Below are 12,558 nucleotides of genomic sequence, written 5' to 3'. Positions count from 1 at the left end.
GAGAGGACGCACGATCCCATGACCCGATTCAGACATGCCGCCCTTGCGGCCGCCGTCACCCTTGCCCTCGGTGCCTGCTCCCAGGACCCGGAAGCGGCCCCGTCCACCGCCGATGCGGTGGCCGTGGTCAACGACGTGCCCATCACCGAGCAGGAACTGCAGGCTTTCATCGATTTCCGTGGCATGGCCGGCCATGGCACGGGTCAGGCCCCTTCCCGGGAGGCCGCCCTGGAGGAGATGGTGAACATGGAACTGCTGCGCCAGGAGGCCCTGGAGCGGGGGCTGGACGAAGACCCCGGGGTCCGGGAGCAACTGGAACGCACCCGCACCAATGTGCTGGTGAACACCCTGGTGGAGCGCTATGTGGATGACCTGGATCTCTCCGAGGAGGCCCTGCGCCAGGAGTACGAGCGCCAGGTGGAGGCCATGGAGACCCGGGAATACCGGGCGCGGCATATCCTGGTGGATGACCGGGAGACGGCCGAGGAGATGATCGCCGCGCTGGAGAACGGCGAGGCCTTCACGGACCTGGCCCGGGAGCACTCCAAGGATCCCACCGCCAAGGCGGGCGGGGACCTCGGCTGGTTCACGCCCGGGGAGATGGTGCCGGCCTTCTCCGAGGCGGTGGAATCCCTGGAGGACGGGGCCTACACCACCGAACCCGTGGAGACCCGCTTTGGCTGGCATGTGATTCTGCGGGAAGACAGCCGGGAACGCACACCGCCGGAATTCGAATCGGTACGCGGGCGCATCCAGCAGATCCTGGCCACCCGGGCCCTGCAGGACTATGTGGAGAAGCTGCGCGCGGAAGCGGACATCGAGATCCGTGACGGGGGAAGCGGCAACCCAGGAGGCGCGGCCGGGACCCCGGCGAAGGAAACGGCACCCCAGGGGGACGCGACTGCGCAGGATGGGTCGGATTCGGCCGCCGACTCCGACTGACCCTCCCTTGAACCATCGGTCCGGTCGGCCCACCTTCCCCGACGCCGACCGGGCCATGTTCCGTCCGCCCCACCGGGGCCGGACCCCCTGCGGCGGGACGCCGTGCATCCCTCCCTGAACGCTTGCGCGCCGCCTCCCCGGGACCACATGGTTTCGGCATGCCCCGCCCACCAAGGCCAAACCCCCTGCGGCGGGACGCCGTGAATCCCTCCCTGGAGGCTTGCGCGCCGCCTCCCTGCGGCGCACACCCGCCTTCGGGGGTTCGGCCCCGGTGGGCTCCTTGGGTTACTGGCTCGTTCCCGTCAGAGCTCAAGGACGATGGGGCATCCGGCTCATTCCCGGATCAACCGTTCCAGGGCTCGGGTGCGTTCCTGCAGGAGTACCGGGTCTCCCCGGGTCTCCACGTTGAGGCGCAGGACAGGTTCGGTGTTGGAGCTGCGCAGGTTGAAGCGCCAATCGGTGAAGGCCATGCTCACGCCGTCGGTCTCGTCCACTTCGGGCCCTTGGGGGGCAAAAGCGGTGCGCACCCGGGCCATGACGGCGTCCGTGTCCGTGACCCGGAAGTTGATCTCGCCGCTGCAGGGGTAGGCGCGCTGGCGCTCGGCCACCAGGGCCGAGAGGGGGCGGCCGGTGATGCTGATGCGTTCGGCGGCCAGCAGCCAGGGGATCATGCCGCTGTCGCAGTAGGAGAAGCCGCGGAAGTAATGGTGGGCGGACATCTCCCCGCCGTAGACCGCGTCCTCCCGGCGCATGCGTTCCTTGATGAAGGCGTGTCCGGTCTTGCTCATCACCGCCACGCCCCCCGCCGCGCGGACCATGTCCCGGGTGTTCCACATCAGGCGGGGGTCGTGGATGATGCGCCCGCCGGGGGCCTTCTCCAGCATCTGCGCCGCCAGCAGGCCCACCATGTAATAGCCCTCGATGAAGCCGCCGTTCTCGTCGAACAGGAAGCAGCGGTCGAAGTCCCCGTCCCAGGCGATGCCCAGGTCGGCGCCATGGACCCGGACCGCGTGGGCGGTGACCTCCCGGTTCTCCGGCAGCAGGGGATTGGGGATGCCGTTGGGGAAATGCCCGTCCGGGGCGTGATGGATGCGGGTGACCCGAAACGGCAGGTGTGCCGCCAGGGCGTCGAAGGTGGGTCCGGCGGCCCCGTTGCCGGCATTCACCACCAGGTGCAGCGGCTGCAGGCGGTCCCGCTCCACGAAACCGAGGATGCGTTGCACGTAGCCCTCGGTGACCTCCAGAGGCCGATCCTCCCCCGGTGTACCGGCACGGGCGCACGCCTCCCCGGAGGCCGCCAGGCGGCCGATGTCCGCAAGGCCGCTGTCCCCGCTCACGGGCACGGCGCCGGCGCGCACCAGCTTCATGCCGTTGTAATCCATGGGGTTGTGGCTGGCGGTGACCATGATGCCGCCCCCCATGCCTTCCAGGGAGGCGGCGTGATAGACCGTCTCCGTGCCGCACAGCCCCAGGGAACGGGTGTCCACACCGGCCTCGTTGAGGCCGCGCACCAGGGCCCGGGCCAGACCGGGGCTGGAGAGACGGATGTCCTCCCCCACGGCCACGGGCCCGGGGGGGGCGATCACCCGGGCATAGGCCTGGCCGATGCGCCGGGCCAGGTCCGCGTCCAGTTCATCGGGGACGCGGCCGCGGATGTCGTAGGCCTTGAAACAGGGGGGCATGGCGGACACGCTCAGACCCCGTAGAAATCCCGGTACCAGCGCACGAAGCGCTCCACCCCCTCCTCCACCGGCGTGGCGGGGGCATAGCCCACGTCGTCCATCAGGTCCTGCACATCGGCAAAGGTGTCGGGCACATCCCCCGGCTGCAGGGGCAGCAGGTTCTTCTCCGCCTTGCGCCCCAGGCAGTCCTCCAGCACCTGGATGTAGTGCAGGAGTTCCACCGGACGGTGGTTGCCGATGTTGTACAGGCGGTAGGGGGCGAAGCTGGTGGCGGCGTCCGGCCGCTCCCCGGACCAGGCCGGGTCGGGTTCGGCCACCTGGTCCAGGGTACGCAGCACCCCCTCGACGATGTCGTCGATGAAGGTGAAGTCCCGTTTGTGATGGCCGTAGTTGAAGACGTCGATGGGCCGCCCCTCCAGGATGTTGCGGGTGAAGAGGAACAGGGCCATGTCGGGCCGGCCCCAGGGGCCGTAGACGGTGAAGAAGCGCAGGCCCGCGGTGGGCAGGCCATAGAGGGCGCTGTAGGTATGGGCCATGAGCTCGTTGGCCTTCTTGCTGGCGGCGTAGAGGCTCACGGGGTGATCCACGTTGTCGTGCACCGTGAACGGCAGGCGGGTGTTGGCGCCGTAGACGGAGCTGGAGGACGCGTAGACCAGGTGCTCCACACCGAAGTGGCGGCAGCCCTCCAGGATATTGAGAAAGCCCACCAGGTTGGTGTCCACGTAGGCGTGGGGATTCTCCAGGGAGTAGCGCACCCCCGCCTGGGCGGCCAGGTTCACCACCCGCTGCGGCCGGTGGCGGGCAAAGACCGCCTCCATGGCCTCGCGGTCGGCGATGTCGGCGCGCACATCGGTGAAACCCGGATGGGGCGTGAGCCGCTCCAGACGCGCCTTCTTGAGGTTCACGTCGTAGTAGTCGTTGAGGTTGTCGACGCCGATCACCTCATCGCCGCGCTCCAGGAGGCGCAGGGCCAGGGCTGCGCCGATGAATCCCGCCGTGCCGGTGACCAGGACCTTCATGTCTTCCCCTCGGTGGTGGTGTTGGATGTCGCTCCGGGGCCTTCAAAGGCTCCAGTGGCGAAGGTTTTCAGGCACTTCTTGCGGCGACAGGACGGACTTCACGTCCACCAGTACCCCGCCGTCCACCAGGTGCCGGCACAGCCCCGGGGCACCCCGGTCCAGGTAGGCCCGGTGGGGCACGGCCAGGATGAGCCCGTCCAGGTCGGTGAAGGCCTCCAGGTCGGTCAGTTCCAGGCCGTACTCCTGGCGGGCCTCTGCCGGGTCCGCCAGGGGGTCGTGCACCAAAGGCTCGATGCCGAACTGGCGCAGCTCCTGGAGGATGTCGGGCACGCGGGAGTTGCGCAGATCCGGCACGTCCTCCTTGAAGGTGATGCCCAGCACCCCCACGCGGCCGCGCTTGACGGGCCGGTCCTGTTCGATGAGCAGCTTCACCAGGCGCTGGGCCACGTAGGCCCCCATGCCGTCGTTGATGCGCCGCCCCGCCAGGATCACCTGGGGATAGTAGCCCACCGCCTTGGCCTTGGCGGTGAGGTAATAGGGGTCCACGCCGATGCAGTGCCCGCCCACAAGGCCAGGACGAAAGGGCAGGAAGTTCCACTTGGTGCCGGCGGCCTCCAATACGTCCCGGGTGCGGATGCCCAGGCGGTCGAAGATCAGGGCCAGCTCGTTCATCAGGGCGATGTTCAGGTCCCGCTGGGTGTTCTCGATCACCTTGGCGGCCTCGGCCACCTGGATGCTGGGGGCCCGGTGCACACCGGCCTCGACGATGGCCCCGTAGGCGGCGGCCACCCGCTCCAGGGTGGCCGCGTCCTCACCGGCCACCACCTTGACGATGCGTTCCAGGGTGTGTTCCCGGTCGCCGGGATTGATGCGTTCGGGGGAATAGCCCAGTTTGAAGTCTACCCCCTGGCGCAGCCCGGAGGCCCGGGCCAGGGTGGGTCCGCACACCTCCTGGGTGACCCCGGGATAGACCGTAGACTCGAAGACCACCACCGCCCCCTTTGCCAGCACCCGGCCCACGGTCTCGCAGGCACGGACCAGGGGGCCCAGGTCCGGCTGACGGTTCTCGTCGATGGGGGTGGGCACGGTGACCACGAGGAAGGTGCAGCCGGACAGATCCCCCGGGTCGTCGGTGAGGTGCAGATCCGCCTCCCGCAACTCCTGGGACGTCACCTCCCCGGTGTAATCGTGGCCGTCCCGCAGGGTGCGGATGCGGCGCGGACTGATGTCGAATCCAACGGTGCCCGGAGCGCGCCGCGCAAAGGCCAGGGCCACGGGCAGGCCCACGTACCCGAGGCCGATGACACCGATCTTCTCGTTCATGGGGATCCCTCGCCTTGCCGGTTCCGGGCCGCCCCGGGCCCTGTCGGAGAACTGGCGCCCCGGGCAGGATTCGAACCTGCGACCTTCCCCTTAGGAGGGGGATGCTCTATCCAGCTGAGCTACCGGGGCATATCCCGCCCGCGATGGCCCACGATGGCACCGCGGCGGGGGCATAGGATAGCCCACTTCCCCGCCCCCCCGAAAGGCATCCCCAAAGCGCGGCCCCGGAACCCGGACCCGGGATCAGGCCTCCGCCTCCGGGGCCGTGGGGTCCCCCATCATGGTCTGCTCCCAGCGGGCCACGCCGATGCGGTCCATGAGCTCCAGCTGGGTCTCGATCCAGTCGATATGCCCCTCCTCCTCGGTGATGATCTCCGTGAGCAGGTCCCGGGTGACGTGATCCCCCACCTCGTGGGCGTGGGCGATGCCGCGCTTGTACACGGCGTGGCCCTCCAGCTCCAGCTTCAGGTCGCATTCCAGGCATTCCCGGGCATGCTCGCCGATGTAGAGCTTGCCCAGGTCCTGCAGATTGGGCAGTCCCTCCAGGAACAGGATGCGTTCGATGAGCCGGTCGGCATGCTTCATCTCGTCGATGGACTCCCGGTACTCGTAGGCATCCAGCCGGCTCAGCCCCCAGTTCTTGAACATACGGGCATGCAGGAAGTACTGGTTGATGGCAGTCAGCTCCCCCTTGAGGGCCTGATTCAGGTGTTCGATGATCTGATGGTCGCCTTTCATGATCTCTCCCTCCCGCTGCGTGGGCGTTTCCCATGGGCCGGATCGATCCGGCCCCGGATCTGACTTAGATCGAGTCTAAATCAAATCCGGAAAAATGCCACCCTCGGGAGGGATTCAGCGCGGGGGACTGGCAGGGATCGACATCCCCTCCCCTTGCCCTTCCGGTCGCCGCTGCTCCCGTGCCTCCTGAAGAAGGGCCTCCACCTGGGCGGTGCAACGCCCGCACTCGAGGCACACCCCCAGTTGCGCCTGCAGGGCCTCCAGGCTGTCCGCCCCCTCGGCGATGGCACGGCGGATGGCCCGGTCGGTCACCTGCCGGCACAGGCAAACGTACATCACACCACCTCAATTGTTGATCCTGGTACTGCGAAATTAGGCCGCCCCCCTCCCCCTGTCAAACGCCGGCCAGGCGATCCCCCTCGGGATATTCTCTGGCATAATGGTCGGATTCATGCCCGCCGGCCCCGTCGAAACCCCGAGGAAGGCAGCCTTTGCGGGCCAGGAACATGGACGCCGGGTGCTGCAACGCAATACAGTGCAGTCCGGTTCCCGGCGTGGGCGCATCGGACATGGCGGATACGTACACCGCCCCGGGACGACCCCTTTTTCAGCACAACGGATGACGAGGAATTCCCCATGACATCCCGTACCGTCACGGTCATCGACAACGCCACCGGCAAACAGGTGGAACTGCCCGTCCTCGAGGGGACCCTGGGGCCGGCCACGGTGGACATCCGCCCCCTGTCCAGGGAGCTGGGCTACTTCACCTACGATCCCGGCTTCATGTCCACCGCCAGCTGCCGCAGCGACATCACCTTCATCGACGGGGAGAAGGGCATCCTGATGTACCGCGGCTACCCCATCGAGCAGCTGGCGGAACACAGCACCTATCTGGAGACCTGCTACCTGCTGCTCTACGGCGAGCTGCCCACGGCCACGGAGTTGGAGACCTTCACCCGCATCATCCAGAAGCACTCCATGCCCCATCAGGCCATCCGCCGCTTCTATGACGGCTTCCGCCACGACGCCCATCCCATGGCCATCATGGTGGGGGTCTTCGGGGCCCTGTCGGCCTTCTTCCACGACAGCACCGATGTGCACAACCCCCATCACCGTGAGATCGCGGCCCACCGCATGATCTCCAAGATGCCCACCATCGCTGCCTGGTCCTACAAGTACGCCATCGGCCAGCCCTTCCTGTATCCGGACAACGAGCTGGGCTACAGCGAGAACTTCCTGCGCATGATGTTCGGCGTGCCCACCGAGCGCTACGAACCCAACCCCATCTTCGCCAAGGCCCTGGACCTGATCCTGATCCTGCACGCGGACCACGAGCAGAATGCCTCCACCTCCACGGTGCGCCTCTCCGGCAGTTCCGAGGCCAACCCCTTCGCCGCCGTCTCCGCCGGTATCGCCTCCCTGTGGGGGCCGCTGCACGGCGGCGCCAACGAGAAGGTGGTGCGCATGCTGGAGGACATCGTCGAGAGCGGGCAGAAGGTGGAGCACTTCGTCGACCGCGCCAAGGACAAGGATGACCCCTTCCGGCTCATGGGCTTTGGCCACCGCGTCTACAAGAACTACGACCCCCGCGCCAAGATCATCCGCAAGATGTGCCACGAGCTGCTGCGGCAGATGGGGGCGGAGAACCAACCCATGTTCGAGGTGGCCATGGAACTGGAGCGCATCGCCATGGAGGACGACTACTTCAAGGAACGCAAGCTCTACCCCAATGTGGACTTCTACTCGGGGCTGATCCTGCGGGCCATGGGCATCCCGCTGAACATGTTCACCGCCATCTTCGCCCTGGCTCGCATCGTCGGCTGGAACGCCCACTGGTGCGAGATGATGCAAGACCCCGAATCCCGCATCGGCCGCCCGCGCCAGCTCTACACCGGAGCCGCGCCCAGGGACTACGTGCCCATTGAGAAGCGCTGAACCCAGGACTATATTGGCCTTACCGAAACTTCAAGGAGAGGAGAAGGAGCATGAACAACATGAGCATCGACCGCGCGGTCCTGGTGGTCGCCGGCAGCATGATCCTGCTGAGCCTGCTGCTGTCCCTGGCCAGCCCCCTGTGGCTGTGGCTCACCGCCTTTGTTGGGGTGAACCTGATCCAGTCGGCCTTCACGGGCTTCTGCCCCGCGGCCATCATACTGAAGAAGTTCGGCTTCAAACCCGGCCAGGCCTTCAACTGAGCCGGCGCAACACGGGGCGGCCCCGCTTCGGCGGGATCGCCCCGTGTCTTCTCATCCCCCACGCCTGCCGGAGTCCCCATGCCCGATACCCCCGGCCACCGCATCCACACCCTGCGACTCGGTCCCATGGACAACCTGGTGTATGTCCTCGAGGACCGGACCACGCACCATGCCGCCGTGGTGGACCCGGCCTGGGATGCCGACGCCATCATGGACTGCGTCGGCCGCAACGGGCTCACCCTCACCGACATCCTGCTCACCCACAGCCACACGGACCACATCAATGCCCTGGAACCCCTGCGGGCCCGGGCCCAGCTGCGGGTGCATCTTACGGCGGCGGAGGCCGAGGCCTGGGGACATGCCCCCGGCGACGCCATCCTGCACCGCGACGGGGATACCTTCCACCTGGGCGGCACCCCCATCCACGTGCTGCACACCCCGGGGCATAACCCGGGCGGTGCCTGCTATCTCGTGGGGGACGACCTGATCACCGGGGACACCCTGTTCGTCTACGGCTGCGGCCGCTGCGATCTCCCCGGCGGCGACCCGCGGGCCCTGTACGCCAGCCTGCAACGGCTGAAGGACACCCTCCCGTCCCGCACCCGCATCCACCCCGGCCATGACTACGGCGTGGAACCCTCCACCACCCTGGAACAGCAGATCCAGGGCAATCCCTTCCTGCGGTTCGAGGATCCCGAGGCCTTCGTGCATTACCGCATGGAGGTCCACGACCGGGTGCGCAGCGGCCCCTACGGTCCGGAACCGGCCCCCGCCGGCTAACGGCCCACCCCCGCGCCTTCAGGAGGCCATCAGGGCCTCCAGCCAGGCCCGCTGGCAGGCCTTGCGGCGGCGTTTCTCCAGTTGGGTGCGGATGCGCCCCCGCACCTGATCCAAAGGCACCGTCCCCGCCGGGATCACCTCGTCGCAACGCAGCAGGTGCAGCCCCACCTCCGTCTCCAGGACCGGGCTGATCTCCCCCGGCTGCAGGGTAAACAGGGCCCGCTCCAGCTCGGGGAAGAGGGTCCCCCGGGGGACGCGCCCCAGCAGACCGCCATGGAGGGCGCTGGGACACTCGGAATGGCGTGCCGCCAGGTCCTCGAAGCGGGCCTCGCCCCGGCGCAGCGCCCGGACCATGCGGGTAAGGCGACGACGCGCGGCCTTGGGGGTGTTCTCCGGGAAGTCGGGATTCACGGTCACCAGGATCTGACGCACGCCGCGGGTCTCGGGGCGGTGGAAACGCTCCAGGTGCAGATGGTAGAAGAGTTCCACCTCCACCTCGGTCACGGGGTCGGCGCGGTGGGCCACCCGGTCCAGCACCGCCTCCAGGCGCAGGTCCCGCTCCAGGGCACGGCGAAAGGCCGGCTCATCGAAGCCCTGGGCGTGCAGGTCCCGCAGGAAGGCCGCCGCGTCGGGATAGCGCCCCCGGATCTCCGCCAGGGCGTGGTCCAGGGTCTCTTCCGGCACGTGCACGCCAAAGGCCTGGGGCGAGGCCAGGACCCGGGCGCCGATGGCCCGGGCACGATGGGCCCGGGTCCGCACCGTCTCCCGCTGGCCCTCGTCCAGATCCCCCCAGGGTTTTTGAAAGCACTCCAGGGCCGTGCGCAGGCGCAGGTAGGTCAGATCCGGATCCTGCGCCGGGGATTGCATGTTCATCCTCATGTCTCCTCTTCTTCCGGGGCGGCCAGGGCCGTCTCCGGCACCTCCAGGATCCGCCCGTGAAAATCCACGTGATAGGCCACCCCGCCGGGGGCATCCCGCAGCACCTGCAGCACCTCCCCCGGGGTCCCGGCGGGGGCCACCACCTCTCCGCGGATGCCCAGGGGGATGCGGGGGTGCACCCGGTCCCTGGGCTCGAAGCGGCTGGGCACCCAGGGGGCATCGGCGGGGATGAGTTCCCTGTCCCGGCAACCCACCACACGGTCCACGTCCAAAAAGTGCACGCTGTAGATCACCTGATCCTGCAGGAAGGTGCCGCGGCCGATGACCACCCCCACGGCCCCGCGCCGCACCAGCAGATCCCCCCGGTCCAGCCCCGGGTAGGTGCCGTCATTGCGCAGGCTGCGGACCACCCGCACCCGGGTGCCGTAGTCATATCCCTCGTCCATCCCCGGCTCAGGCATCGCCATGACCCGGCCCCCGATGCACAAAGGCCTGCTCCAGGGGGATGCGGGTGACCCCCGGCGGGGACCGGCGGAAGACCGCGAATACCTGTTCCGTGCGGGCGTCGGAATGGACGAAGTCCGTGTAGGCCCGCAGCAGCAGGGCCCGGCCATGGTCCCGCTGCACCTGCAGGTCCCCTTGCGGGAAGGTGGCGGCGTTCAGGTAGTCGTGGAAGCGCTGCAGGATATGCAAGCGGTGGACCCCGACCACATCGGGGTCGTAGGGGATGGCGAAATGCCCCAGGAAGTCCTCGGCGGATTCCAGGGCGCGGAGTTCATCGTGCAGGGCGGTGTGCATGCGGGGTCCTCCTCGGGGATGGGACAAGCCTTCAGGAACAGGCCACGGTGGGGGCGACGGGGGCCTCCAGGGCCCGGTACCAGGACATCAGTTCCGAGGGCGTGGGGGCACGCTTGTGGGCGCAGGCGTGGCGGCGCACCCGGGAAAGCAGCAGCAGGGCCCGCTCCCGATCCAGGGGGATGCCCAGGCGGGCGTAGGCCTGGATGACGGCGCCGCTGCCGGAGTGCTTGCCCAGCACCAGGCGGTGTTCCCGCCCCAGCAGGGCCGGATCCACCCCCTGGTAGTTGGCCGGGTCCTTCATCAACCCGTCCACATGGATGCCCGCCTCGTGGGTGAACACCCCCTCCCCCACCAGGCTCTTCTGCCAGTGCACGGGGCGCCCGGAGGCGGTCTCCACCAGGCGGGACAGGGCGGGGAAGGCCTTCAGATCCACCCCGGTGTCGATGCCGTGGAGCTGGGCCAGGGCCAGGACCACTTCCTCCAGGGCCGCGTTGCCCGCCCGCTCGCCGATGCCGTTCACCGTGGTATTGGCATGGGTGGCGCCCCCCAGGGCCGCCGCCAGGGTGTTGGCCGTGGCCAGGCCCAGGTCATCGTGGGCGTGCATCTCCAGTTCCAGGTCCGAGGCGGCGGCCAGGCGGCGGAAGCGTTCCAGGACCCCGAAGGGCTCCAGGATCCCCACGGTGTCGGCGAAGCGGAAGCGCCGCGCCCCGGCGGCCTGGGCCGTCTCCAGCACCTGGCAGAGGAAATCGGGATCGGCGCGGGAGGCATCCTCCCCGCCCACCCCCACCTCCAGCCCCAGGGCCCGGGCCTCGGCCACGTGGCGGCGGATGCAGGCCAGCACCCAGCCCCGGTCCCGGCCCAGCTTGCGGCCGATCTGCTGATCCGACACGGGGATGGAGAGATCCACCATCCAGACCCCCAGGTCGCGGCAGGCGGCCAGGTCATCCCCGCGCATGCGGGCCCACACCAGCAACCGCGCCCGCAGGCCCAGGGCGGCGATCATGCGGATGGATTCCCGTTCTTCGGGCCCCATGGCGGGGATGCCCACCTCCAGTTCCGGCACCCCCAGGCCATCCAGGCCGCGGGCGATGGCGGCGCGCTCCACGTTGCTGAAGGCCACCCCGGCGGACTGTTCACCGTCGCGCAGGGTGGTATCGTCGATCACGAGCGCCGGTTGGCTGCACATGGCCTGTTCTCCAAGGGGTCTTCCATTATCCCTAGCGAACTCCGTGCCATGATCTCATCCGATTGATTTCAAAGAAAAAGAAAACCAAAGTTATGGGGCTGGCAAGGGGGCTTGTGGCACACCCGGGCCCCGCCTGTGGCATGTGCGACATCCCCGGCCGGGACATCAGCAGGCCGGGGCGTGTTCATGGCACTGCTTGGGACAGACCCGGGCGCAGGCCCCGCAGCCGATGCAGTCCATGGGATCGGCGAGGCGCATCACCATGCCGGCCTCGTCCAGATCATCCTCATCTTCGTCCTCGGGCTCCCGCTCCACCAGTTCGAAGCAATGGCGGGGACAGACCTTGTAGCAGCGGCCACAGCCGATGCAGTGGTCCTCGTTCAGGGCCGTGATGAAGGCGGGGGTCCAGGGGGTGCCGCCCCGGGTCAGGCCGGTGATGGGTTCCACGATGCAATTCCTCTTACGGGATGCCCGTCCCGGCCCTTTAACCAGGACGGGGATCGTTGTCGGTTCAGATCCCGGCGGCCTTGGGGTGATCGCCGAGGATGTTCAGGGCCACGGAGAGCTGTTTGTCCGCCTCCGTCTTCATGCGCGACAGACTCTCGAAACCGAAGCGATGGACATCCCGCAGGGTCCGGTCCAGCACCAGCAGCTTGCCCACGGAGACGATCACCCGACCGAAGCCCTCGGCGTTCACCTGGATCATGGGCGTGGCCATGCGGCCGCACTCCCGCTCGATCAGCGCCGCCAGGGCGTTGTAGAAGACCCGCAGGCGGGTCAGGGCCTCGGCATCCGGCGTCCCCACCATGGGGATCTCCCGCAGCCGCTCCCGGGTGAGCAGGAGGCGCTCCAGGAGCTGGTGGTCGGACATCCCATCCCGTGCGCCGAAGGTGTCCAGGGCCCGCAACTGGCGGATCACCTCCTGCACGAAATCGGTCTCCAGGATCGGGTCTTTTTCCAGGGTCTCGCTAGGCATGGGTCTTGTCTTCCTCGCTGTGGTCTTGGCTTGCGTTGGG

At 68.3% G+C, this 12,558-nt stretch carries 15 protein-coding genes and 1 tRNA gene; 4 read left to right on the top strand and 12 right to left on the bottom strand.

Going from position 1 to position 12,558, the window contains the following annotated elements; genetic code table 11:
* Positions 1-18: 18 nt before the first annotated feature.
* Positions 19-942, top strand: a complete 924-nt coding sequence (locus tag BM214_RS04475; protein WP_090484012.1) for a peptidylprolyl isomerase — start codon at positions 19-21, stop codon at positions 940-942.
* Positions 943-1,274: 332 nt separating this feature from the next.
* Here the strand turns inward: BM214_RS04475 and BM214_RS04470 are convergent, their stop codons facing one another.
* The 6 genes from BM214_RS04470 to BM214_RS04445 form a co-directional block, all read right to left on the bottom strand.
* Positions 1,275-2,624: a phosphohexomutase domain-containing protein gene (locus BM214_RS04470; protein WP_090484121.1), complete on the bottom strand. Its 1,350-nt coding sequence runs from the start codon at positions 2,622-2,624 to the stop codon at positions 1,275-1,277.
* Positions 2,625-2,635: 11 nt separating this feature from the next.
* Positions 2,636-3,643, bottom strand: a complete 1,008-nt coding sequence (locus tag BM214_RS04465; protein WP_090484011.1) for an NAD-dependent epimerase — start codon at positions 3,641-3,643, stop codon at positions 2,636-2,638.
* A 42-nt stretch (positions 3,644-3,685) separates the two neighbouring features.
* Positions 3,686-4,966 carry a nucleotide sugar dehydrogenase gene (locus BM214_RS04460; protein WP_090484010.1) on the bottom strand — a complete coding sequence of 427 codons (1,281 nt, stop codon included), beginning with the start codon at positions 4,964-4,966 and terminating at the stop codon, positions 3,686-3,688.
* A gap of 52 nt (positions 4,967-5,018) precedes the next feature.
* Positions 5,019-5,095, bottom strand: a tRNA-Arg gene (locus BM214_RS04455).
* Positions 5,096-5,209: 114 nt separating this feature from the next.
* Positions 5,210-5,704: a bacterioferritin gene (gene bfr / locus BM214_RS04450; RefSeq protein WP_090484009.1), complete on the bottom strand. Its 495-nt coding sequence runs from the start codon at positions 5,702-5,704 to the stop codon at positions 5,210-5,212.
* A 114-nt stretch (positions 5,705-5,818) separates the two neighbouring features.
* Positions 5,819-6,040, bottom strand: a complete 222-nt coding sequence (locus BM214_RS04445) for a (2Fe-2S)-binding protein (RefSeq protein ID WP_090484008.1) — start codon at positions 6,038-6,040, stop codon at positions 5,819-5,821.
* A 300-nt stretch (positions 6,041-6,340) separates the two neighbouring features.
* Here BM214_RS04445 and BM214_RS04440 point away from each other — a divergent pair, with 300 nt between their 5' ends.
* The 3 genes from BM214_RS04440 to BM214_RS04430 all read left to right on the top strand — a co-directional run bounded on the left by BM214_RS04440 (position 6,341) and on the right by BM214_RS04430 (position 8,679).
* Complete coding sequence (locus BM214_RS04440) at positions 6,341-7,639, top strand: citrate synthase (RefSeq protein WP_090484007.1); 1,299 nt, start codon at positions 6,341-6,343, stop codon at positions 7,637-7,639.
* A 59-nt stretch (positions 7,640-7,698) separates the two neighbouring features.
* Positions 7,699-7,899 (top strand): YgaP family membrane protein, encoded by a 201-nt coding sequence (locus tag BM214_RS04435; RefSeq protein ID WP_090484119.1) that lies wholly within the window; start codon positions 7,699-7,701, stop codon positions 7,897-7,899.
* Positions 7,900-7,977: 78 nt separating this feature from the next.
* A complete protein-coding gene (locus tag BM214_RS04430; RefSeq protein ID WP_090484006.1) occupies positions 7,978-8,679 on the top strand; it encodes an MBL fold metallo-hydrolase in 702 nt (233 codons plus the stop codon).
* A gap of 18 nt (positions 8,680-8,697) precedes the next feature.
* Here the strand turns inward: BM214_RS04430 and nifM are convergent, their stop codons facing one another.
* From nifM to BM214_RS04400, 6 genes are all read right to left on the bottom strand, one after another.
* Positions 8,698-9,552, bottom strand: a complete 855-nt coding sequence (nifM, locus tag BM214_RS04425; RefSeq protein ID WP_177217578.1) for a nitrogen fixation protein NifM — start codon at positions 9,550-9,552, stop codon at positions 8,698-8,700.
* Between the two features lie 2 nt (positions 9,553-9,554).
* Positions 9,555-10,025 (bottom strand): nitrogen fixation protein NifZ, encoded by a 471-nt coding sequence (locus BM214_RS04420; protein ID WP_425319155.1) that lies wholly within the window; start codon positions 10,023-10,025, stop codon positions 9,555-9,557.
* On the bottom strand, positions 10,012-10,356 hold the full coding sequence (gene nifW, locus BM214_RS04415; RefSeq protein ID WP_090484003.1) for a nitrogenase-stabilizing/protective protein NifW: 345 nt from the start codon (positions 10,354-10,356) through the stop codon (positions 10,012-10,014). Before nifW ends, BM214_RS04420 begins: the two co-directional genes overlap by 14 nt.
* A gap of 31 nt (positions 10,357-10,387) precedes the next feature.
* Positions 10,388-11,542, bottom strand: coding sequence for a homocitrate synthase (gene nifV / locus BM214_RS04410; RefSeq protein WP_090484002.1), 1,155 nt, complete (start codon positions 11,540-11,542; stop codon positions 10,388-10,390).
* 165 nt (positions 11,543-11,707) lie between these two features.
* On the bottom strand, positions 11,708-11,989 hold the full coding sequence (gene fdxB, locus BM214_RS04405; protein WP_090484001.1) for a ferredoxin III, nif-specific: 282 nt from the start codon (positions 11,987-11,989) through the stop codon (positions 11,708-11,710).
* Positions 11,990-12,053: 64 nt separating this feature from the next.
* On the bottom strand, positions 12,054-12,518 hold the full coding sequence (locus BM214_RS04400; RefSeq protein WP_090484000.1) for a NifX-associated nitrogen fixation protein: 465 nt from the start codon (positions 12,516-12,518) through the stop codon (positions 12,054-12,056).
* Between the last annotated feature and the right edge of the window lie 40 nt (positions 12,519-12,558).

The organism is Ectothiorhodospira mobilis (assembly GCF_900114895.1).
GTDB classification, from domain to species: Bacteria; Pseudomonadota; Gammaproteobacteria; order Ectothiorhodospirales; family Ectothiorhodospiraceae; genus Ectothiorhodospira; species Ectothiorhodospira mobilis_A.
Note: the sequence above shows the minus strand (reverse complement) of the source record. Positions and strands in the feature narration are given on the sequence as shown.